A 21,165-nucleotide genomic window follows, 5' to 3' on the forward strand; every position below is an offset into this window, starting at 1 on the left:
CTTTACCCGCCGGTTCTCCGCCGGCGGGTTTCGCAGCCAAGGGTTCAGAGTATGTCAGAGCAACTCCTCTATTTTCTGCAGCAGATGTTCAACGGCTTAACGTTGGGCAGCACCTATGCATTGATCGCCATCGGTTACACCATGGTTTACGGCATCATCGGCATGATCAACTTCGCCCACGGCGAGGTGTACATGATCGGCAGCTATGTCTCCTTTATCGTGATCGCCGCCCTGATGATGCTCGGCATCGACGTCGGCTGGTTGCTGATCGGCGCCGCGTTTCTGGTCTCGATCGTCATCGCCAGCGCCTACGGCTGGAGCATCGAGCGGGTGGCCTACAAGCCGGTGCGCAACTCCAAGCGCCTGATTGCGCTGATCTCGGCCATCGGCATGTCGATATTCCTGCAAAACTACGTCAGCCTGACGCAGGGCTCACGCGATCTGGCGCTGCCCAGCCTGGTGACCGGCCAGTGGGTGCTGGGGGAAAGCAATGGCTTCGCCGCCACCATCAGCACCATGCAGCTGACCATCTGGCTCGTGACCTTCCTGGCGATGCTGGCGCTGACGCTGTTTATCCGCTATTCGCGCATGGGCCGCGCCTGCCGCGCCTGTGCGGAAGACCTGAAGATGGCCAGCCTGCTGGGCATCAACACTGACCGGGTGATCTCGCTGACCTTCGTCATCGGGGCGGTGATGGCGGCGGTGGCCGGGGTGTTGCTCGGCCAGTTCTACGGCGTCATCAACCCCTACATCGGCTTTATGGCCGGCATGAAAGCCTTCACCGCCGCGGTTCTGGGCGGCATCGGCAGCATTCCCGGCGCGATGATCGGCGGCCTGGTGCTGGGCGTGGCGGAAGCGCTGACCTCCGCCTATCTCAGCACCGAATACAAAGACGTGGTGTCGTTCGCGTTGCTGATCGTGGTGCTGCTGATCATGCCGACCGGCATCCTCGGGCGTCCGGAGGTTGAGAAAGTATGAAACTCAATCTGCTCAATGCGCTGATCGCCACGGCGGTGCTGTTCGTGATGGCGTCGTTCCTGATGGGCATGCAGCTTAGCTTGGACGGCACCAAGCTGGTGGTGCACGGCGCGGCGGAAGTGCGCTGGATGTGGATCGGCATCGGCTGCGTCATCGTCTTTTTCTTCCAGCTGTTGCGCCCGCTGCTGCAGCAGGGATTGAAAAAAGTCTCCGGCCCGGCGTTCGTGCTGCCGAGCTTCGACGGCACTACGCCGCGGCAAAAGCTGCTGGCGGCTCTGCTCATCGTCGCGGCGGTCGCCTGGCCGTTCCTGGTATCGCGCGGCACGGTGGATATCGCCACCCTGACGCTGATCTACGTGATGCTGGGCCTCGGCCTCAACGTGGTGGTGGGCTTGTCCGGCTTGCTGGTGCTCGGCTACGGTGGTTTCTACGCCATCGGCGCTTACACCTACGCGCTGCTGAATCACTATTACGGCCTCGGCTTCTGGGAGAGCCTGCCGCTGGCGGGCATCGTCACCGCCGCCTTCGGCTTCCTGCTCGGTTTCCCGGTGCTGCGGCTGCGCGGCGACTATCTGGCGATCGTGACGCTCGGCTTCGGTGAGATCGTGCGCATCCTGCTACTGAACAATACCGAGATCACCGGCGGGCCGAACGGCATCAGCCAGATCCCGAAACCGACCTTTTTCGGCCTGGAGTTCAACCGCAGCGTGCGCGACGGCGGTTGGGATACCTTCCATAACTTCTTCGGCCTGAAATACGATCCGAGCGATCGCATCATATTCCTGTATCTGGTGGCGCTGCTGCTGGTGGTGCTGACGCTGTTCGTCATCAACCGCCTGCTGCGCATGCCGCTCGGGCGCGCCTGGGAAGCGCTGCGCGAAGACGAGATCGCCTGCCGCTCGCTGGGCCTCAGCCCGACGCGCATCAAGCTGACCGCCTTTACCATCAGCGCCGCTTTCGCCGGGTTTGCCGGCACGCTGTTCGCCGCGCGCCAGGGCTTCGTCAGCCCGGAATCTTTCACCTTCGTCGAATCGGCCTTCGTGTTGGCGATCGTCGTACTGGGGGGCATGGGCTCGCAGTTCGCGGTCATTCTGGCGGCGATCCTGCTGGTGGTGTCGCGCGAACTGATGCGCGATCTGAATGAATACAGCATGTTGCTGCTGGGTGCGCTGATGGTGTTGATGATGATTTGGCGGCCGCAGGGGCTGCTGCCGATGAAACGGCCGCAGCTGAAGCTGCAGGCGGCGGACATTCACGCGGGCAAGGGGGAGCAGGCATGAGCGTTCAACCTTTACTGCAGGTGGAAGGCCTGTCGATGCGTTTCGGCGGGCTGCTGGCGGTCAACAACGTGGCGTTGACGCTGAACGAAGGCGAAATCGTGTCGCTGATCGGCCCCAACGGCGCCGGTAAGACCACGGTGTTCAACTGCCTGACCGGTTTTTACCGCCCGACCGACGGCACCATCAAATTGCGCGATCGCCACCTGGAAGGGCTGGCGGGGCAGGCCATCGCCCGCATGGGCGTGGTGCGCACCTTCCAGCACGTGCGGCTGTTCCGTGAAATGACGGTGATCGAGAACCTGCTGGTGGCACAGCATCAGCACCTGAAAAGCGGCGTGTTTGCCGGGCTGTTGAAAACCCCGGCCTTCCGCCGCGCCGAAGCCGAGGCGCTGACGCACGCGGCGGAGTGGCTGGAGCGCGTCGGCCTGCTGGAGATGGCCAACCGTTCGGCGGGCAACCTGGCCTACGGGCAGCAGCGGCGGCTGGAGATCGCCCGCTGCATGGTGACCCGGCCGGAGCTGCTGATGCTGGACGAACCGGCCGCCGGCCTCAACCCGAAAGAGACCGACGAACTGGATCACCTGATCGTCGAGCTGCGCGATCGGCATAAGGTATCGGTGCTGCTGATCGAGCACGACATGAAGCTGGTGATGGGCATCTCCGACCGCATTTACGTGGTGAATCAGGGCACGCCGCTGGCGCAGGGCACACCGGCGGAGATCCGCAACAACCCGGACGTGATCCGGGCTTATTTGGGCGAAGAATAATATGCTGTCATTCAATCAGGTATCCGCCCATTACGGCAAAATTCAGGCGCTGCATCAGGTCAGCCTCACGATAAGCCAGGGTGAAATCGTGACGTTAATCGGCGCCAACGGCGCCGGTAAAACCACGCTGCTCGGCACCCTGTGCGGCGAACCGCGCGCCAGCGAAGGCAGCATCGTCTTTCAGGATCAGGACATCACCCAGTGGCAAACCTCGCGCATCATGCGCGAAGCGGTGGCGATCGTGCCGGAAGGGCGGCGCGTCTTCTCGCGCATGACGGTGGAAGAAAACCTGGCGATGGGCGGCTTCTTCGCCGATCGCCGGCAGTATCAACAGCGCATCGAACGGGTGTTCACTCTGTTCCCGCGCCTGCTGGAGCGCCGAAACCAGCGCGCCGGCACCATGTCCGGCGGCGAACAGCAGATGTTGGCCATCGGCCGCGCGCTGATGAGCCAGCCGAAGCTGCTGCTGCTCGACGAGCCCTCGCTCGGGCTGGCGCCGATCATCATCCAGCAGATCTTCGACATCATTCAGCAGCTGCGGGAAGAGGGCATGACCATCTTCCTGGTGGAGCAAAACGCCAATCAGGCGCTGAAATTGGCGGACCGCGGTTATGTGCTGGAAAACGGCCGCGTGGTGTTGGAAGATACGGGGGCTGCATTGTTAGCCAACGAAGCAGTGAGGTCGGCGTATCTGGGCGGTTAATCCGCCCCCCTACGAATTAAAATAATCAGGTACGAGAAGAAGAAATGAAGACAGAAGGGTTACTCGCGCAGCGCATCGTTAACGTAAAAAGTTCGGCCATCCGTGAATTGCTTAAACACAGCAAGATGGAACACGTCATTTCGCTGGCGGGCGGCATCCCCTCTGATGCGCTGTTCGATTTCGAAGGATTGAGCATCGCCACCCAGCAGGCGATCACCGAACAGCCGAAAAGCGCGTTCCAGTATGGCTTGACCGAGGGCAGCCCGCTGCTGCGTGAGCGCATTTGCGCGCTGTGCGCCGAGCGCGGCGTCACCGCGCGCGCGGAAGAGGTGATGGTCACCGCCGGCTCGCAGCAGGCATTGGATTTGGTGATGCGCGCCATCGTCAACCCCGGCGACGTGTTCGTGGTGGAGCGCCCGACCTACCTGGCGGCGCTGCAAACGCTGGAGCTGGCGGAAGCCAACATCATGTCGGTCTCGTCAGACAGCGACGGTATGGTGGTGGAAGAGCTGGCCGAGCTGCTGAAAACCCAGCGCATCAAGGGCGTGTACGTGGTGCCGAACTTCGGCAACCCCAGCGGCATCACCCTGAGCGCCGCGCGCCGCGAACTGCTGGTGAAGCTGGCCGCCGAACATAACTTCCTGATCATCGAAGACGATCCGTACGGCGAGCTGCGTTTCACCGAAGAGCGCCACCCGACGCTGCATCAGGTGTCGCAGCGGGTGCTGGGCAACACCGACCACATCATCTATACCTCGACCTTCTCCAAGATCCTGGCGCCGGGCCTGCGGTTGGGCTGGGCGATTCTGCCGCCGTTCCTGCTGCATAAAGTGGCGATCATCAAACAGGCGGCGGATCTGCACGCCAGCGCGCTGTCGCAGAGCATCGTCGAATGCTACCTCGGCCTGGATCGCCTGCCGGCGCAGATCGACAAGATCCGCACCGCCTACAAGCAAAAGGGCGAGATCCTGGCCGGTTTGGTGGAGCAGGAGCTGGGCGACTACATCACCTTCGATAAGCCGAAGGGCGGCATGTTCCTGTGGGCGCGTTTCCGCCAGCCGTTCAACGCCACCGAATGGCTGAATACCACGCTGCAGCAGGGCGTGGTGTTCGTGCCGGGGGAATACTTCTTCTCCGACAACCCGGATCGTTCGACCTTCCGCCTGTCGTTCGCCACCGCCACCGAGCAACAAATGCAGGAAGCGGTGGCGCGCCTGCGCCGTTCGCTGTAATCCCCGCGGCGGCGGAGCGCATGCCCGCCGCCGACATCAAACTGCCATCTTCACTTCACTCTCCTGTCACATGGCTGTCACTTTTTAGTTATTTTTCTGTCATCCGCGCATGGCATGTTAGCTTCCGAACAAAAAACTGATTCTTTTCGCTCACGCGCTTTTACACCAGCTTTTTTCAGGAGTTAGGCATGCTCACCTACGCTATTCGCAAAACCACGCTGTGCGTCGCGTTGACCCTGGCGGTCAGCACTCAGGCGCTGGCGGCGACCGAGATCCCGTTCTGGCATTCGATGGAAGGCGAACTGGGTAAGGAAGTGGACTCCCTGGCGGATCGCTTCAACCAGTCGCACAGCGACGTCAAGATTGTGCCGGTTTACAAAGGCAACTACGAACAGAGCCTGGCGGCGGGCATCGCCGCTTACCGCTCCGGCAAGGCGCCGGCGATCCTGCAGGTTTACGAGGTGGGCACCGCCACCATGATGGCCAGCAAGGCCATCAAACCGGTCTACGAAGTGTTTAAAGAGGCCGGCATCAACTTCGACGAGTCGGTGTTCGTGCCGACGGTAGCCGGCTATTACACCGACAACAAGAGCGGCCATCTGCTGTCGCAGCCGTTCAACAGTTCCACGCCGGTGCTGTACTACAACAAAGACGCCTTCAAGAAGGCCGGCCTGAACCCGGACCAGCCGCCGAAAACCTGGCAGGAGCTGGCGGCGGATACCGCCAAGCTGCGTGAGGCCGGCATGAAGTGCGGCTACGCCAGCGGCTGGCAGGGCTGGATCCAGCTGGAGAACTTCAGCGCCTGGCACGGCGTGCCGTTCGCCAGCGAAAACAACGGGTTCGGCGGCACCAACGCCAAGCTGGAGTTCAACAAGCCGCTGCAGGTCAATCACATCGAGCTGCTGGAGGCGATGAACAAGAAGGGCGATTTCACCTACTTCGGCCGCAAAGACGAATCCACCGAGAAGTTTTATAACGGCGACTGCGCCATCACCACCGCTTCTTCCGGTTCGCTGGCGGACATCAAGCACTACGCCAAATTCAACTACGGCGTCGGCATGATGCCGTACGACGCCGACGCGAAAAACGCGCCGCAGAACGCCATCATCGGCGGAGCCAGCCTGTGGGTGATGAACGGTAAAGACGCCGCCACCTACAAGGGCGTGGCCGAGTTCCTGCAGTACCTGGCGCAGCCGGAAATCGCCGCCGAATGGCACCAGAAGACCGGCTATCTGCCGATCACCACCGCGGCTTACGATCTGACCAAGCAGCAGGGCTTCTACGACAAGAACCCGGGCGCCGACGTCGCCACTCGCCAGATGCTGAACAAGCCGCCGTTGCCGTTCACCAAGGGCCTGCGCCTCGGCAACATGCCGCAGATCCGCAGCGTGGTGGATGAGGAGCTGGAAGGCGTATGGACCGGCAAGAAAACGCCTCAGCAGGCGTTGGACGCCGCCGTGCAGCGCGGTGACGTGCTGCTGCGCCGTTTCGAAGCATCGACCAAGTAACCCTGCGTCGCGGGCCCGGCAGACCGGGCTCGCGTCTTCACGCCGATCCTTCCGTACCCGATTAATGGTTTAACTGCTATGTCATCTTCCCGTCCCGGTTTCGGCTGCAGCTGGTTGCCCTATGCGTTGGTGCTGCCGCAGCTGCTGATTACCGCCGTCTTCTTTTTATGGCCCGCCGGCGAGGCGCTGTGGTATTCGGTGCAGAGCCTCGATCCGTTCGGCCTGTCCAGCCAGTTTGTCGGGCTGGATAACTTTAAGCAGCTGTTTCAGGATCCTTACTACCTCGACTCGTTCTACACCACGCTGATCTTCAGCTTCCTGGTGGCGGGCATCGGGCTGGCGGTTTCGCTGTTCTTCGCCGCGCTGGTGGACTACGTGCTGCGCGGCAGCCGCCTCTATCGCACGCTGATGATCCTGCCCTATGCGGTGGCGCCGGCGGTGGCGGCGGTATTGTGGATCTTTCTGTTCAACCCCGGCCTGGGGTTGATCACCCATTTCCTCAACGGGCTGGGCTATAACTGGAACCATGCGCAAAACAGCGGCCAGGCGATGTTCCTGGTGGTGCTGGCCTCGGTATGGCAGCAGATAAGCTATAACTTCCTGTTTTTCCTCGCGGCGCTACAGTCGATCCCGCGCTCGCTGGTGGAGGCGGCGGCCATCGACGGCGCCGGCCCGGTGCGGCGTTTCTTCCATCTGGTGCTGCCGCTGATCGCGCCGGTGAGCTTCTTCCTGCTGGTGGTCAATCTGGTGTACGCCTTCTTCGATACCTTCCCGGTGATCGACGCCGCCACCGGCGGCGGGCCGGTGCAGTCCACCACTACGTTGATCTACAAGATCTACCGCGAAGGCTTCGCCGGATTGGATCTCTCCAGCTCTGCCGCGCAGTCGGTGATCCTGATGCTGCTGGTGATCGGCCTGACGGTGATCCAGTTCCGCTTCGTTGAACGTAAGGTGCGCTATCAATGATTGAGAATCGACGCGGGCTGGATATCTTCAGCCATGTGATGCTGATTATCGGCGTGCTGGTGGTGCTGTTCCCGCTGTACGTGGCCTTTGTCGCCGCCACGCTGGACGACAAGCAGGTGTTTCAGGTGCCGATGACGCTGGTGCCCGGCGGCCACCTGTGGGAAAACATCCGCAATATCTGGCAGGGCGGCGTGGGCAACCTCAAGGTGCCGTTCTCGCTGCTGCTGCTGAACAGCGTGATCATGGCGCTGGCGATCACCTTCGGCAAGATCGCGGTGTCGGTGCTGTCGGCTTACGCCATCGTGTACTTCCGCTTTCCGCTGCGCAGCCTGTTCTTCTGGCTGATTTTCCTCACCCTGATGCTGCCGGTGGAGGTGCGTATCTTCCCGACGGTGGAGGTGATCTCCAACCTCAACCTGCTGGACAGCTACACCGGCCTGACGCTGCCGCTGATGGCCTCGGCCACCGCGACCTTCCTGCTGCGCCAGTTCTTCATGACGCTGCCGGATGAGCTGCTGGAGGCGGCGCGTATCGACGGCGCCGGGCCGATGCGTTTCTTCTGGGACATCGTGCTGCCGCTGTCGAAAACCAATCTGGCGGCGCTGTTCGTCATCACCTTTATCTACGGCTGGAACCAATACCTGTGGCCGATCCTGATCACCAGCGACGCCTCGATGGGCACCGCGGTGGCGGGCATCAAGAGCATGATCTCCACCTCCGGCGCGCCGACCCAGTGGAACCAGGTGATGGCGGCGATGATTCTGACTTTATTGCCACCGCTGGCGGTGGTGCTTCTGATGCAGCGCTGGTTTGTGCGCGGTCTGGTTGATAGCGAGAAATAACGACGATGGCAGGATTAAAACTACAGGCGGTCACCAAGTCTTACGACGGTAAAACGCCGGTGATCAAACAGATCGACCTCGACGTGGCGGACGGCGAATTCATCGTGATGGTCGGCCCGTCCGGCTGCGGCAAATCCACGCTGCTGCGGATGGTGGCCGGGCTGGAACGCACCACCAGCGGCGATATCTATATCGATACCCGGCGCGTGACCGATCTGGAGCCCAAGGATCGCGGCATCGCGATGGTGTTCCAGAACTACGCGCTCTATCCGCACATGAGCGTGTACGACAACATGGCCTACGGCCTCAAGATCCGCGGTTTCGGCAAGGATCATATCCGCCAGCGGGTGGAAGACGCGGCACGGATCCTGGAGCTGGAGCCGCTGCTCAAACGCAAACCGCGCGAGCTTTCCGGCGGCCAGCGCCAGCGCGTGGCGATGGGGCGCGCCATCGTGCGCGAACCGGCGGTATTCCTGTTCGATGAGCCGCTGTCCAACCTGGATGCCAAGCTGCGGGTGCAGATGCGCCTGGAGCTGCAACAGCTGCATCGTCGTCTGAAAACCACCAGCCTGTACGTGACCCACGATCAGGTGGAGGCGATGACGTTGGCGCAGCGGGTGATCGTAATGAACAAGGGCGTGGCGGAGCATATCGGCACCCCGAGCGAAGTGTACCAACGGCCGGCTTCGCTGTTCGTCGCCGGCTTTATCGGATCGCCGGCGATGAACCTGCTGCCAGGCACCCTGAGCGCCGACGGTGGCCAGCTGCTGCTGGCGGACGGCATGGCGCTGCCGTTGCCGGTGGCCAAACCGCAGTGGGCGGGGCGGCCGTTGACGTTGGGCATTCGGCCGGAGCATATTCAGTTGGTGGCGCAAGGCCAGGGCGTGCCGCTGCAGCTGCAGACGCTGGAGCTGCTGGGGGCCGACAATCTGGCGCACGGCCAGTGGGGTGGCCACGGGGTGATCGCGCGGCTATCGCACGAAACCTTGCCGGCGGCGGGCAGTACGCTATATTTGCAGCTGCCTGCTCAGGCGCTGCACTTCTTTGACACCGACAGCGGATTACGGATGGATTGATGACCAGACATTGGCCTTACCCTCATATTGTCGCCCACCGCGGCGGCGGTTCTCTGGCGCCGGAAAACACCCTGGCGGCGATCGACGTTGGCGCGCGCCACGGCCACAAGATGATCGAGTTCGACGCCAAGCTGGCGCAGGACGGGCAAATTTTCCTGCTGCACGACGACACGCTGGATCGCACCAGCAACGGCTGGGGCGTGGCGGGCGAGCTGCCGTGGGACAAACTGGTGCAGCTGGACGCCGGCAACTGGTACAGCTCGGCCTTCAAGGGCGAGCGGCTGCCGCTGCTGTCGGAGGTGGCGGAACGCTGCCAGGAACACGGCCTGATGGCCAATATCGAGATCAAACCGACCACCGGCAGCGACGATGAAACCGGCCGGGTGGTGGCGCTGGCGGCGCGGCTGCTGTGGCAAGGGCAGACCGACCCGCTGCTCTCTTCCTTCTCGGTAGAAGCGCTGGCGGCGGCGCAGCGCACCGTGCCGGATTTGCCGCGCGGCCTGCTGCTGGAGGACTGGGACGACAACTGGCGCGAGCTGACCGAACGCCTGGATTGCGTCTCGCTGCATATCGATCACAAAGCGCTGACCGCCGAGCGGGTAAAAGCGTTGAAAGATGCCGGGCTGCGCATTCTGGTGTATACCGTCAACCAACCGGATCGCGCGCGCCTGCTGCTCGACTGGGGCGTTGACTGCATTTGCACCGACCGGATAGATTTAATCGGCCCGGATTTTTAATCCGGCACCGATGAATCCCGCGACGACAAGCCTTGCCGCCGCACCACCGGAAGGAATGCGATGTCTGGCTTTATCCTGTCACTGTGGCACCAGATCGTGCTGTCTTTACCGCTGTTTGTGCTGATCGCGTTGGGTTATGGGCTGATTCGCTGGGGGAAATGGCCTGCCGGCATCACCGATGGCCTGACGCGCTTCGTGTTTTCCCTCGCCTTGCCCGCCATGCTGTTTCGCATGATGTGCGACTTCTCGCAGCGCCCGGCGGTCGACGCCCGGCTGCTGATCGCGTTTTTCGGCAGTTGCCTGATCGTGTTCGTGCTCGGCCGTCTCGTCGCCCGGCACCTCTTTCGGCTGGATGGCGTCGCCGGATCGGTGTTTGCGCTGGGCGGCATTTTCTCCAATAACGTGATGCTCGGCTTGCCGATCGCCAGCGTGATGCTGGGGGAGGCGGCGATCCCGTCGGTGGCGCTGGTGCTGGTGTTCAACGGCCTGATCCTGTGGACGCTGGTGACGGTGTCGATCGAATGGGCGCGCAACGGTTCGCCGACGCTGAGCGGCTTCGCTAAAACCGCGCGCAGCGTGCTGACCAATCCGCTGATCGTCGGCATTCTGTCCGGCACCCTGTTCAGCCTGACCGGCCTGCCGCTGCCGGCCTTCGTCGATCGGCCGATCAGCATGCTCGGCCAGGTGGCGGCGCCGCTGTCGCTGGTGGTGCTGGGGATGGGGCTTGCCGAGTACCGCATCAGCGAAGGCTGGCGGCTGAGCAGCGCCATCTGCGTGCTGAAACTGCTGGTGCAGCCATTAGTGATTTGGCTGCTGGCCTGGATGATGGATCTGCCGCCGATGGAGACCCGGGTTGTGGTGCTGCTGGGCTCGATGGCGGTGGGGGTGAACGTCTACCTGATGTCGCGCCAGTTCAATACGCTCACCGGCCCGGCCGCCACCAGCCTGGTGATGTCCACCGTGCTGGCGGCGATCACTACGCCGCTGATCCTCACCGTTATGGGCGTGCGGGCGTAGCCGGCATCGGCGCCTGCGGCACCGCCGGCGCGGTGCGATTGAACGGATCGCGCGGCTGGTTGCCGTTGGGCAGCAGCTGCCCGCCGTTCGGCGTGGTTTGCAACAGCTGCTGCCGTTGATTGTCGAACTGCCGTTGCTGCTGCAGGCGGCGTTGATCCATCTGCCGATTGTTCAACAGGCGCTGTTGCTGAGCCTGTTGGCTGTTTTGGTTGAGCAACTGCTGCTGTGAGCGCAGGTCGGTTACGCCGTTGGCCGCCGCAGCCAGGCCGGGCAGCCACAGCAGAACAAACAGGATGTGAGAAGTTTTCATGATGGTTACCTCGCCTTTTTATTAAGCCTAACCCAACGGTGAAATTTTGCCGGTAGTTTGTCTTTTGTTCAGATGTAAACCGCCTTTTCGCCAACGCGGCGCGCATCTTCCGTTACAATCGCCCTTTCGGTCTTTTTAGGGTGAACCCATCGTGCTGCTTTTGGTTATAACCACCATCCTGTGGGCGTTTTCTTTCAGCCTGATTGGCGAGTACCTGGCGGGCCAGGTCGACAGCGGGTTCTCGGCGCTGGTGCGCATCGGTCTGGCGGCGTTGGTGTTCCTGCCGTTTCTGCGCTGGCGCAATATCAAGCCCAGGGTGATCCTGCTGTATATGCTGGTGGGCGCTTTCCAACTGGGCATCATGTACCTGTTCAGCTTCCGCGCCTATCTCTACCTGACGGTGCCCGAATTCCTGCTGTTCACCGTGCTGACGCCGCTGTACATCACCTTGATCTACGATTTGCTGAGCGGCCGACGCCTGCGTTGGGGCTACGTATTCAGCGCGCTGCTGGCGGTGCTGGGCGCGGCGATCATCCGCTATCACCAGCTGAGCGAACACTTTTGGTGGGGGCTGCTGTTGGTGCAGGCGGCGAATATCAGCTTCGCCATCGGCATGGTCGGCTATAAGCGCCTGATGGAGGTGCACCCCTTGCCGCAGCACACCGCATTTTCCTGGTTCTACCTGGGGGCGGCGGTGGTGGCGGTGGTGGCCTGGTTCCTGTGGGGCAATCCGCAGCAGCTGCCGACCACCAATCTGCAGTGGGGCGTGTTGATCTGGCTGGGCGTGGTGGCATCGGGGCTGGGCTACTTTATGTGGAACTATGGTGCGAAGCAGGTGGATGCCGGCACGCTCGGCATCATGAACAACATGCATGTGCCGGCCGGTTTGTTGGTCAACCTGGCCATCTGGCAACAGCAGCCGCATTGGCCGAGCTTTATCATTGGCGGGGCGGTGATCGTCGCTTCGCTGTGGGTGCACCGGCGCTGGGTGGCGCCGAAACGGCTCGGCTAAGCGGGCGGGCCACCCGGCACGTTTATACGTCGGCCGTCAACGCTTTGGCGCCGGCGGCGCCAGGGCGTGCCGCGTCGCGCACAAACGGCAGATGATCGCAGGCGTGCTGGCGGGCCGAGCGGATAAAGGCTTCGGTCACCGCCTGGCGCTGTTCGCCGTCGCGCACGGCGGCATACAGGCGGCTCCACAGGCCGTCACCCAGGGTTTTGGTCACTATCAGCCCCTGCTGTTCGAAACTTTCCACCACCCAGTGCGGCAGCGCCGCAATCCCCATCCGCGCGGATACCATCTGGATCAGCAGCAGCGTGTTATCGACGTTCTTCAACGCCGGGCTAACGCCCGCCGGCTGCAGAAAATGCCGCCAGATATCCAGCCGCTGGCGCTGCACCGGGTAAATCAACAGCGTTTCGTCACTCAAGTCTTCCGGCTCGATGTGCGGCTTGCCGGCCAGCGGATGATCCGGCGCCAGCACCAGGCGTACCTCGAAATCAAACATCGGTGAATAGTGCAGGCCGCTGCGCGGCAGAATATCCGACGTCATCACCAGATCCAGCTCGCCCTGTTGCAAGGCCGGCTGCGGATCGAAAGTCACGCCGGAAGTAAAGTCCATCACCACCTGCGGGAAACGCCGGCGGAAGTTGTCCAGCGCCGGCGTCAGCCACTGAATGCAGCTGTGGCATTCGATGGCGATGCGCAGCGTGGTCTGATGCGGCTCGTGGCAGGCCTGCAGCGCCTGCTGGATCTGCGGCAGCACCTGCTCCGCCAGCTGCAGCAGGATCTCGCCCTGGGCGGTGAAGCGCAGGGGCTGGCTCTTGCGCACGAACAGCTTGAAGCCCAGACGTTGCTCAAGATCGCTGAACTGGTGCGACAGGGCAGACTGCGTCTGATGAAGTTGGGCCGCCGCCCCCGCCAACGAACCGCTGTTGCGCAGGGCCTGCAGCGTCCGTAAATGTTTCAGTTCGATCATGAGAGTCCTTCACATTGACAGTGAATAAATTGCGCTTGTGGTTAATACAGTACCTGCTGATTATGGATGTGTAAACATCTGGACGGCTAAATGGGGAATATGACGATGGCAATTTTGAATCACACACTGGGTTTTCCTCGCGTTGGGCTACGACGTGAGCTGAAAAAAGCTCAGGAAAGCTACTGGGCCGGCAACTCAACGCAGGAAGAGCTGTTGGCGGTTGGCCGCGAGCTGCGCGCTCGTCATTGGCAACAGCAACAGCAGGCCGGGGTGGATTTGGTGCCGGTCGGCGATTTCGCCTGGTACGATCATGTGTTGACCACCAGCCTGCTGCTGGGCAACGTGCCGGCGCGCCATCAGAATGCGGATGGCACGATCGATCTGGACACGCTGTTTCGCATCGGCCGTGGCCGCGCACCGACCGGCGAGCCGGCGGCCGCGGCGGAAATGACCAAATGGTTCAACACCAACTATCACTACATGGTGCCCGAATTCCAGCAAGGCCAGCAGTTCAAGCTGGGCTGGACTCAGTTGCTGGACGAAGTGGACGAAGCGCTGGCGCTCGGCCATCGCATCAAGCCGGTGCTGCTGGGCCCGGTGACCTATCTGTGGCTGGGTAAGGTGAAGGGCGAGGCGTTCGACCGCCTGTCGCTGCTGAAAGACATCCTGCCGGTTTACCAACAGGTGCTGGCCGAGCTGGCGAAACGTGGCGTCGAGTGGGTGCAAATTGATGAGCCTGCGCTGGTGCTGGAACTGCCGCAAGCCTGGCTGGATGCGTTCAAACCGGCTTACGACGCGCTGCAGGGGCAGGTGAAGCTGCTGCTGACCACGTATTTCGACAGCGTCGGCCACAACCTCGATACCGTCCGCACGCTGCCGGTGCAGGGGCTGCATGTCGATCTGGTCGCCGGCCATGACGATATCGCCGCGCTGAGCGCCGCATTGCCGCAAGACTGGCTGCTGTCGCTGGGGGTAATCAACGGGCGCAACGTCTGGCGCGCCGATCTGAGCCGCTGGTTCGAACGTCTGCAGCCGCTGGTGGGCAGCCGCCCACTGTGGATCGGCAGCTCCTGTTCACTGCTGCACAGCCCGATCGATCTGAGCGTGGAAAGCCGTCTGGACGAAGAAGTGAAAAGCTGGTTCGCCTTCGCGCTGCAAAAATGCGCCGAGCTGGCGCTGTTGAGCTCGGCGCTGAACGCGCCTGACGCGACGAAACGGGCCGAACTGGACGCCTACAGCGCGCCGATCCGCGCCCGCCGTCAGTCGAGCCGCGTGCACAACCCACAGGTCGAGCGCCGCCTGGCGGCGATCACCGCGCAGGACAGCGAACGCCACAGCGCTTACGCCGAGCGCGCCAGGGCGCAGCGCGAACGTTTCAACCTGCCGGCCTGGCCGACCACCACCATCGGTTCGTTCCCGCAGACCACCGAGATCCGTGGCCTGCGTCTGGACTTCAAACAGGGCCGTTTGGACGGCAACAACTACCGCACCAGCATCGGTGAGCACATCAAACAGGCGATCGTCGAGCAGGAGCGCCTCGGACTGGACGTGCTGGTGCACGGTGAAGCCGAGCGCAACGATATGGTGGAGTATTTCGGCGAGAACCTGGACGGCTTCGTGTTTACCCAGAATGGCTGGGTGCAGAGCTACGGCTCCCGCTGCGTGAAGCCGCCGGTGATCATCGGTGACGTCAGCCGCCCGGAAGCCATCACCGTCGAATGGGCCAAATTCGCCCAGTCGCTGACCGACAAGCCGGTGAAAGGCATGTTGACCGGGCCGGTGACCATCCTGTGCTGGTCGTTCCCGCGTGAAGACGTGACCCGCGAAGTGATTGCCAAGCAGATTGCGCTGGCGCTGCGCGATGAGGTGGAAGATCTGGAAAAAGCCGGCATCGGCATCATCCAGATCGACGAACCCGCGCTACGCGAAGGGCTGCCGCTGCGCCAATCCGACTGGGCGGCGTATCTGAACTGGGCGGTGGACGCCTTCAAACTGAACGCCGCCGTGGCGCGGGACGACACCCAGATCCACACCCACATGTGTTACTGCGAGTTCAACGACATCATGGACTCCATCGCCGCGCTGGACGCCGACGTGATCACCATCGAGACCTCGCGTTCCGATATGGATCTGCTGGAAGCCTTCAAAGAGTTCGAATACCCGAACGAAATCGGGCCGGGCGTCTACGATATCCACTCGCCGAACGTGCCGAGCGTGGAATGGATTGAAGCGCTGCTGCGTAAAGCGGCGCAGAACATCCCGGCGGAACGCCTGTGGGTTAACCCGGATTGCGGCCTGAAAACCCGCGGCTGGCCGGAAACCCGGCAGTCGCTGGCCAACATGGTATTGGCGGCACAGCGCCTGCGCGAGCAAGCGTGATGTCGTGCGGCGGATAAACCGCCGCTTATAGATTTACTGGTGTGATGATTGGGCGCTTCGGCGCCCTTTTTTATGCGGGGGAAATTATTTGACGCCGTGCTGGGCAAACCACGCCAGCATGCGCTGCCAGCCGTCCTCCGCCGCTTCGGCGTTGTAGCTGGGACGATAATCGGCGTTGAACGCATGCCCGACCTCGGGATACACCACGATTTCGGCCTCGGCGTTGGCGGCGCGGATCGCCTGACGCATGGTTTCCACCGTCTCCAGCGGGATGCCGCTGTCCTGCCCGCCATACAGCCCCAACACCGGTGCCGACAGGTGGGTGGCGACATCGACCGGATGCTTTGGCGAGTTCAGCGTTTTCTCGCCGACCAGTTTGCCGTACCAGGCGACCGCCGCCTTCAACTGCGGGTTATGCGCCGCGTACAGCCAGGTGATGCGGCCGCCCCAGCAAAAACCGGTGATCGCCAGCTTGCCGGCGTCGCCGCCGTGGCGAATAGCCCAGTGCGCGGCGTGATCCAGATCCGACAGCACCTGACGATCCGGCACCTTGGTCACCAACTGCTGGAACAGCTCGCCGATATCGGTGTAGTCGTTGGCGTCGCCCTGGCGGAAATAGAGCTCGGGCGCGATCGCCAGATAGCCCTGCTTGGCCAGGCGGCGGCACAGATCCTGAATATGTTCATGAACGCCGAAGATTTCCTGCACCACCAGCACGATGGGGAAAGGGCCGCTCTGGTCGGCGGGTTTGGCGACGTAGGCCGGCAGCGCATCGCCTTGGGAAGGGATGGTCGTTTGCCCGGCGTGAATGCCCTGTTCGTCGGTGATAATCGCGGAGGCGGCCAATGGCGCGGCGGCCGGGGCGAATCCCCCCTGAGCCTGTTCTAATGTTATCACATGTTCGGTTTTCATTGCGGTCTCCGTGCAATAGAAAAAAGCGCTGAGATTAACTATAGGAAAGATTACCCATTATTGGCGCTGCGTGGCGCACTTTCGGACAAGTCGATAAAAAACGGCTAATTATCTGGCTTTGCGGCATTTTTAAGCGCTTTTTATCATGTTATTACGCGTTTTGCCCCGCGTAAGTGCCATAAGGTGCGTTAGAAGGCTTTTTTGTCCCTAAGCAACCGATAAGTTGGGGTTATTTCGGATTGATGAGCTAAATAGTTTCAGCCGGCAACCAACGGGCGAGGAGCAGCCGAGTTTGTCGGCTAGACTGAGGTTTAGCGGCGCGTTCCGGATGCGTCATAGTTCTTTTTTTTTTGTGATAAAAATCACAAAAAATATGTAGCATGTAATTTGTTTCTCTTTTCATAGTGACTGTTGTCACGAAATTAAGCGGCGATTTTCAGTAGAGTGCTTTTTTGTTCCTCCCAATAAACATGATCCATGAGGAGTCTCGTATGTCTCAGTCTGACGTTTTTCATCTCGGCCTCACCAAGAACGATTTACAAGGGGCCCAGCTTGCCATCGTGCCGGGCGATCCGCAGCGCGTAGAGAAGATTGCCAAGCTGATGGAAAATCCGGTGCATCTGGCCTCCCATCGTGAATTCACTACCTGGCGCGCGGAGCTGGACGGCAAGGCGGTGATCGTCTGCTCCACCGGTATCGGCGGCCCGTCTACCTCTATCGCGGTGGAAGAGCTGGCGCAGCTGGGCATTCGCACCTTCCTGCGCATCGGCACCACCGGCGCCATTCAGGCGAACATCAACGTCGGTGACGTGCTGGTCACCACGGCGGCGGTACGCCTCGACGGCGCCAGCCTGCACTTCGCGCCGATGGAGTTCCCGGCGGTTGCGGACTTCGCCTGCACCACCGCGCTGGTGGAAGCGGCCAAGGCCAGCGGCGCCACCACGCACATCGGCGTGACTGCCTCTTCCGATACCTTCTATCCGGGCCAGGAGCGTTACGACACTTACTCCGGCCGTGTGGTCAGCCGCTTCAAAGGCTCGATGGAAGAATGGCAGGCGATGGGCGTGATGAACTATGAAATGGAATCCGCCACGCTGCTGACCATGTGCGCCAGCCAGGGCCTGCGCGCCGGCATGGTGGCTGGGGTGATCGTCAACCGCACCCAGCAAGAGATCCCGAACGCCGAGACCATGAAAAACACCGAAAGCAAAGCGGTGCAGATCGTGGTGGACGCCGCCCGCCGCCTGCTGTAATCGCCTTTCCCCCACGGGCCGCCGACGCGGCCCGTTTTTCCATTCGCGGCGAATCTGTTACGGTGATACTCCTCAGCGCTGCGCCGATGGCCGCCGCGCGTTGTCATAACAAAAACAACGAGGACGTTTATGACCGCCCAGATCCTGCTTCATCCTTCGCTCGCGCCGCTCGACGGCGGCATCAATTTCCGCGACTTCGGCGGCAACGGCGTGGCCGACGGGCGCCGCATCAAGCGCGGCCTGCTGTTCCGCTCCGGTTCCCTCGAGCGGCTGACGGAAAACGACTGCGCCTTTCTCGCCGGCGTGCCGGTGCGCTCGGTGCTGGACTACCGCGATGCCGACGAGGTGCAGGCCAAGCCGGATATTCTGTGGAGTGGCGCCGACTATCACCATGTGCCGGCCAACCCGCTGAGCAGCGAAGTCAACGCAAACCTGGAGAAGCTCACCAACGAGACGCTGGCCGCCTTCGACGCCCGCGCGTTCATGCTGGAGCTGTATCGCCGCCTGCCGTTCGGCAATGCGGCCTATCAGCGGCTGGCGCAACTGTTGAGCAATCCTGGCGGCGGCGCCATCGTGCAGCACTGCGCGGTCGGCAAGGATCGCACCGGGGTCGGTTCGGCACTGGTGCTGTTCGCGCTGGGGGCCGACGAAGCGACGGTGCTGGAAGACTATCTGCTGACCGAAACCACGCTGGCCACTTTCCGCGAGCAGATGCTGGATCAGCTGTCTATCAAGCTGAATGCGGCGGCGCTGGAGCAATTCGCCTACGTGCTCAGCGCGCGCGAGGAGTTCCTGATGACGGCGTTGGGCTGCATCCGTCAGCAATACGGTTCCACCGATCGCTGGCTGGAAGCGGAATACGGCCTGGGCGCAGCCCAGCGCGAAGCGCTGCAGGCGTTCTACCTCGAGTAAATCGCCGCGCGTTTAGCCGGGGTTTAACTCGCCCCGGCCTATCCTAGGCGGCGAATTATCGCGTATCAGGAGCCCCGCATTGAGCCTCAATGACGTTATCAACTGGGTCAGCGACGTCGTGCGTCAGCACGAAGGCTGGGCCATTCCCATCATCTTCTTCCTGGCGTTCGGCGAGTCGCTGGCGTTTTTGTCGCTGCTGCTGCCGGCCACGGTGATCCTGCTGGCGCTGGGCGCGCTGATCGGCGAAAGCGGCATCGCCTTTTGGCCGATTTGGGCCGCCGCCGCCGTCGGGGCGTTTTTCGGCGACTGGCTCTCTTACTGGATCGGCTATCACTATCAGGATCGCGTGGCCCATATGTGGCCGCTGTCGCGCAATCCGCAGCTGCTGGTGCGCGGCCACGCATTCTTTGAACGCTGGGGCGTGCTGGGCATTTTCATCGGCCGCTTCTTCGGCCCGCTGCGCGCCGTGGTGCCGCTGGTGGGCGGCATTTGCGGCATGCCGCAGCGTTATTTCCAGTTAGCCAACGTCACGTCGGCGATGATCTGGGCGTTCGGCATTCTGGCGCCGGGGGCATTCGGCATCAAGTGGCTCAGCCAGTGGCTGGGCTGATTTCTCGCTAAATTGCGCAGCGCCGCGCAATATTGTGCTCGGCGGGCAAAATCAGGCTGGACATCCATACAGCCTCCCCTTAACGTGACGGGCAATGGGCGTGCGAAACGCCGGAACGGCAAGGTGCAACAGGAGGCAGGGTGGATACCAGTCTGATTTATGGGATTGGCGGTGTCGCGATCGGCATGCTGTTGGGGTGGCTGATCGCCAGTCTGCGGGTGCAGCAGGCGAATGCGCAACATGAAACCGAACTGCGGTTGCTGGAGCAAGCGTTGCAGCAAGCGCAGCAGGAAACTGCGGCGCGGCAAGAGGCTCTGCAGCGCCACGAGCAGCAGCTGCGGCAGAGCGAGCTGGAGCTACGCAACCTGCACAGCCAGTTGGCGGCCGGGCATGAAAAGCTGCAACAGCTCAACCATTGGCGCAACGAATGTGAACTGCTTAATCAGGAGCTGCGCGCCCAGCGCGAGGTCAACAGCGCGCAGGAGGCCGAGCTGCGCGAAGTCACTATCCGTCTGGAAGAGACGCGTATGGCGGCGGAAGAGAAGCAGCGCCTGCTTATCAACAGCGAACAGCGCCTCACCACCCAGTTTGAAAACCTCGCCAACCGCATTTTTGAACACAGCGGCCGCAAGGTGGACGAGCAAAATAAGCAAAGCTTGGATCGGTTGCTGCTGCCGCTGCGTGAACAGCTGGACGGTTTCCGCCGGCAGGTGCAGGACAGTTTTGGCCAGGAGGCGCGGGAGCGCCACACGTTGACGCACGAGATACGCAATCTGCAGCAGTTGAACGCGCAGATGGCGCGCGAAGCTATCAACCTCACCAAGGCGCTCAAAGGCGATAACAAGACGCAGGGCAACTGGGGCGAGGTGGTGCTGAGCCGGGTGCTGGAGGCTTCCGGCCTGCGCGAAGGGCACGAGTATGAAACGCAGGTCAACGTGCGGGTGGATCACCAGAGCCGCATGCAGCCCGATGTGATCGTGCGCCTGCCGCAGGGCAAGGACGTGGTGATCGACGCCAAGATGTCGCTGATCGCCTACGAGCGCTATTTCAACGGTGAAGACGAGGTGGAGCGCGAAGCGGCGCTGAGCGAACATATCGCCTCGCTGCGCGGCCACATTCGCATGCTGGGCCGCAAGGACTATCAGCAGTTGCCGGGGCTGCGCTCGTTGGACTATGTGCTGATGTTCATTCCGGTCGAGCCCGCCTTCCTGCTGGCTATCGATCGCGAACCGGAGCTGATCAGCGAAGCGCTCAAGCACAACATCATGCTGGTCAGCCCGACCACGTTGCTGGTGGCGCTGCGCACCATCACCAACCTGTGGCGCTATGAGCATCAAAGCCAGAACGCGCAGCGCATCGCCGATCGCGCGGCGAAACTGTATGACAAGATGCGGCTGTTCGTGGACGATATGTCCGCGCTGGGGCAGAGCCTGGACAAGGCGCAGGGCAGTTATCGTCAGGCGATGAACAAACTGAGCGAAGGCCGTGGTAATCTTATCGGCCAAATTGAAGGTTTCCGCGCGCTGGGGGTTGAGGTCAAACGGCCGATAAACCCGCTGCTGGCGCAGCAAGCCGGCGCGCAACACGATGAAGCGGAAGAGGCGAACGACGACGATGTCGCCGCGCTGCCGCAGACGAAAGACGATGACGATACCGCCGGGGAACCGGGCTTCGTTTCGCACGGCTGAGGCCGTGGCGAGGTGG

20 protein-coding genes are annotated in these 21,165 nt (G+C 62.0%); 17 read left to right on the forward strand and 3 right to left on the reverse strand.

Going from position 1 to position 21,165, the window contains the following annotated elements; all coding sequences use genetic code 11:
* Positions 1-51 precede the first annotated feature (51 nt).
* The 11 genes from livH (at position 52) to ACSBQQ_RS18200 (ending at position 11,106) form a co-directional block, all read left to right on the forward strand.
* Positions 52-978 carry a high-affinity branched-chain amino acid ABC transporter permease LivH gene (gene livH, locus ACSBQQ_RS18150; RefSeq protein WP_015376290.1) on the forward strand — a complete coding sequence of 309 codons (927 nt, stop codon included), beginning with the start codon at positions 52-54 and terminating at the stop codon, positions 976-978.
* The gene (locus ACSBQQ_RS18155; protein WP_033636685.1) at positions 975-2,258 is read left to right on the forward strand and encodes a high-affinity branched-chain amino acid ABC transporter permease LivM; all 1,284 of its coding nucleotides are present in this window, start codon (positions 975-977) and stop codon (positions 2,256-2,258) included. Before livH ends, ACSBQQ_RS18155 begins: the two co-directional genes overlap by 4 nt.
* Positions 2,255-3,025, forward strand: coding sequence for a high-affinity branched-chain amino acid ABC transporter ATP-binding protein LivG (gene livG, locus ACSBQQ_RS18160; RefSeq protein WP_060429096.1), 771 nt, complete (start codon positions 2,255-2,257; stop codon positions 3,023-3,025). The genes ACSBQQ_RS18155 and livG overlap by 4 nt, the downstream gene beginning before the upstream one ends.
* Before the next feature lies 1 nt (position 3,026).
* Positions 3,027-3,728, forward strand: coding sequence for a high-affinity branched-chain amino acid ABC transporter ATP-binding protein LivF (gene livF / locus ACSBQQ_RS18165; protein ID WP_033636687.1), 702 nt, complete (start codon positions 3,027-3,029; stop codon positions 3,726-3,728).
* 44 nt (positions 3,729-3,772) lie between these two features.
* Positions 3,773-4,960, forward strand: a complete 1,188-nt coding sequence (locus ACSBQQ_RS18170; RefSeq protein WP_043148328.1) for a PLP-dependent aminotransferase family protein — start codon at positions 3,773-3,775, stop codon at positions 4,958-4,960.
* Positions 4,961-5,148: 188 nt separating this feature from the next.
* Entirely contained in the window at positions 5,149-6,468 is a 1,320-nt protein-coding gene (ugpB, locus tag ACSBQQ_RS18175; protein WP_060426710.1) for a sn-glycerol-3-phosphate ABC transporter substrate-binding protein UgpB, read from the forward strand.
* A gap of 78 nt (positions 6,469-6,546) precedes the next feature.
* Entirely contained in the window at positions 6,547-7,434 is an 888-nt protein-coding gene (gene ugpA / locus ACSBQQ_RS18180; protein WP_015376293.1) for a sn-glycerol-3-phosphate ABC transporter permease UgpA, read from the forward strand.
* Positions 7,431-8,276, forward strand: a complete 846-nt coding sequence (gene ugpE, locus ACSBQQ_RS18185; protein WP_019455301.1) for a sn-glycerol-3-phosphate ABC transporter permease UgpE — start codon at positions 7,431-7,433, stop codon at positions 8,274-8,276. Before ugpA ends, ugpE begins: the two co-directional genes overlap by 4 nt.
* 5 nt (positions 8,277-8,281) lie before the next feature.
* Positions 8,282-9,352 (forward strand): sn-glycerol-3-phosphate import ATP-binding protein UgpC, encoded by a 1,071-nt coding sequence (locus ACSBQQ_RS18190; protein ID WP_060426712.1) that lies wholly within the window; start codon positions 8,282-8,284, stop codon positions 9,350-9,352.
* Positions 9,352-10,089 carry a glycerophosphodiester phosphodiesterase gene (gene ugpQ / locus ACSBQQ_RS18195; protein WP_060388301.1) on the forward strand — a complete coding sequence of 246 codons (738 nt, stop codon included), beginning with the start codon at positions 9,352-9,354 and terminating at the stop codon, positions 10,087-10,089. The genes ACSBQQ_RS18190 and ugpQ overlap by 1 nt, the downstream gene beginning before the upstream one ends.
* A 60-nt stretch (positions 10,090-10,149) precedes the next feature.
* A complete protein-coding gene (locus tag ACSBQQ_RS18200; RefSeq protein WP_060388302.1) occupies positions 10,150-11,106 on the forward strand; it encodes an AEC family transporter in 957 nt (318 codons plus the stop codon).
* On the opposite strand, the gene ACSBQQ_RS18205 is transcribed toward ACSBQQ_RS18200, so the two are convergent.
* Positions 11,087-11,416: a hypothetical protein gene (locus ACSBQQ_RS18205; protein ID WP_033649665.1), complete on the reverse strand. Its 330-nt coding sequence runs from the start codon at positions 11,414-11,416 to the stop codon at positions 11,087-11,089. The two genes, ACSBQQ_RS18200 and ACSBQQ_RS18205, sit on opposite strands and share 20 nt — an antisense overlap.
* A gap of 151 nt (positions 11,417-11,567) precedes the next feature.
* Here ACSBQQ_RS18205 and ACSBQQ_RS18210 point away from each other — a divergent pair, with 151 nt between their 5' ends.
* Positions 11,568-12,428 carry a carboxylate/amino acid/amine transporter gene (locus ACSBQQ_RS18210; RefSeq protein WP_060429098.1) on the forward strand — a complete coding sequence of 287 codons (861 nt, stop codon included), beginning with the start codon at positions 11,568-11,570 and terminating at the stop codon, positions 12,426-12,428.
* 22 nt (positions 12,429-12,450) lie between these two features.
* On the opposite strand, the gene metR is transcribed toward ACSBQQ_RS18210, so the two are convergent.
* Positions 12,451-13,395 carry an HTH-type transcriptional regulator MetR gene (metR, locus tag ACSBQQ_RS18215; RefSeq protein WP_033649667.1) on the reverse strand — a complete coding sequence of 315 codons (945 nt, stop codon included), beginning with the start codon at positions 13,393-13,395 and terminating at the stop codon, positions 12,451-12,453.
* A gap of 90 nt (positions 13,396-13,485) precedes the next feature.
* On the opposite strand from metR, the gene metE reads away from it, so the two are divergent.
* The gene (metE, locus tag ACSBQQ_RS18220; RefSeq protein ID WP_080281320.1) at positions 13,486-15,774 is read left to right on the forward strand and encodes a 5-methyltetrahydropteroyltriglutamate--homocysteine S-methyltransferase; all 2,289 of its coding nucleotides are present in this window, start codon (positions 13,486-13,488) and stop codon (positions 15,772-15,774) included.
* 84 nt (positions 15,775-15,858) lie between these two features.
* On the opposite strand, the gene ACSBQQ_RS18225 is transcribed toward metE, so the two are convergent.
* Positions 15,859-16,686 (reverse strand): dienelactone hydrolase family protein, encoded by an 828-nt coding sequence (locus ACSBQQ_RS18225; protein ID WP_435013426.1) that lies wholly within the window; start codon positions 16,684-16,686, stop codon positions 15,859-15,861.
* Between the two features lie 491 nt (positions 16,687-17,177).
* Between ACSBQQ_RS18225 and udp the strand changes: the two genes are divergently transcribed.
* From udp to rmuC, 4 genes are all read left to right on the forward strand, one after another.
* Positions 17,178-17,939, forward strand: a complete 762-nt coding sequence (udp, locus tag ACSBQQ_RS18230; protein WP_004934432.1) for a uridine phosphorylase — start codon at positions 17,178-17,180, stop codon at positions 17,937-17,939.
* 129 nt (positions 17,940-18,068) lie between these two features.
* Complete coding sequence (locus ACSBQQ_RS18235) at positions 18,069-18,851, forward strand: tyrosine-protein phosphatase (protein WP_033636699.1); 783 nt, start codon at positions 18,069-18,071, stop codon at positions 18,849-18,851.
* A 79-nt stretch (positions 18,852-18,930) separates the two neighbouring features.
* Positions 18,931-19,461, forward strand: coding sequence for a DedA family protein (locus tag ACSBQQ_RS18240; protein ID WP_033649669.1), 531 nt, complete (start codon positions 18,931-18,933; stop codon positions 19,459-19,461).
* A 140-nt stretch (positions 19,462-19,601) separates the two neighbouring features.
* Positions 19,602-21,149 (forward strand): DNA recombination protein RmuC, encoded by a 1,548-nt coding sequence (gene rmuC, locus ACSBQQ_RS18245; protein ID WP_033655131.1) that lies wholly within the window; start codon positions 19,602-19,604, stop codon positions 21,147-21,149.
* Positions 21,150-21,165 lie beyond the last annotated feature (16 nt).

The sequence above is a fragment of the Serratia sp. G204Y genome (assembly GCF_051172435.1).
Classification (GTDB): Bacteria; Pseudomonadota; Gammaproteobacteria; order Enterobacterales; family Enterobacteriaceae; genus Serratia; species Serratia sarumanii.

Excerpts from the sequence above, each read along its gene's own strand:
- livH (WP_015376290.1), top strand. The coding sequence starts at position 52 with ATGTCAGAGCAACTCCTCTATTTTCTGCAGCAGATGTTCAACGGCTTA.
- ACSBQQ_RS18155 (WP_033636685.1), top strand. The coding sequence starts at position 975 with ATGAAACTCAATCTGCTCAATGCGCTGATCGCCACGGCGGTGCTGTTC.
- livG (WP_060429096.1), top strand. The coding sequence starts at position 2,255 with ATGAGCGTTCAACCTTTACTGCAGGTGGAAGGCCTGTCGATGCGTTTC.
- livF (WP_033636687.1), top strand. The coding sequence starts at position 3,027 with ATGCTGTCATTCAATCAGGTATCCGCCCATTACGGCAAAATTCAGGCG.
- ACSBQQ_RS18170 (WP_043148328.1), top strand. The coding sequence starts at position 3,773 with ATGAAGACAGAAGGGTTACTCGCGCAGCGCATCGTTAACGTAAAAAGT.
- ugpB (WP_060426710.1), top strand. The coding sequence starts at position 5,149 with ATGCTCACCTACGCTATTCGCAAAACCACGCTGTGCGTCGCGTTGACC.
- ugpA (WP_015376293.1), top strand. The coding sequence starts at position 6,547 with ATGTCATCTTCCCGTCCCGGTTTCGGCTGCAGCTGGTTGCCCTATGCG.
- ugpE (WP_019455301.1), top strand. The coding sequence starts at position 7,431 with ATGATTGAGAATCGACGCGGGCTGGATATCTTCAGCCATGTGATGCTG.
- ACSBQQ_RS18190 (WP_060426712.1), top strand. The coding sequence starts at position 8,282 with ATGGCAGGATTAAAACTACAGGCGGTCACCAAGTCTTACGACGGTAAA.
- ugpQ (WP_060388301.1), top strand. The coding sequence starts at position 9,352 with ATGACCAGACATTGGCCTTACCCTCATATTGTCGCCCACCGCGGCGGC.
- ACSBQQ_RS18200 (WP_060388302.1), top strand. The coding sequence starts at position 10,150 with ATGTCTGGCTTTATCCTGTCACTGTGGCACCAGATCGTGCTGTCTTTA.
- ACSBQQ_RS18205 (WP_033649665.1), bottom strand. The coding sequence starts at position 11,416 with ATGAAAACTTCTCACATCCTGTTTGTTCTGCTGTGGCTGCCCGGCCTG.
- metR (WP_033649667.1), bottom strand. The coding sequence starts at position 13,395 with ATGATCGAACTGAAACATTTACGGACGCTGCAGGCCCTGCGCAACAGC.
- metE (WP_080281320.1), top strand. The coding sequence starts at position 13,486 with ATGGGGAATATGACGATGGCAATTTTGAATCACACACTGGGTTTTCCT.
- ACSBQQ_RS18225 (WP_435013426.1), bottom strand. The coding sequence starts at position 16,686 with ATGAAAACCGAACATGTGATAACATTAGAACAGGCTCAGGGGGGATTC.
- udp (WP_004934432.1), top strand. The coding sequence starts at position 17,178 with ATGTCTCAGTCTGACGTTTTTCATCTCGGCCTCACCAAGAACGATTTA.
- ACSBQQ_RS18235 (WP_033636699.1), top strand. The coding sequence starts at position 18,069 with ATGACCGCCCAGATCCTGCTTCATCCTTCGCTCGCGCCGCTCGACGGC.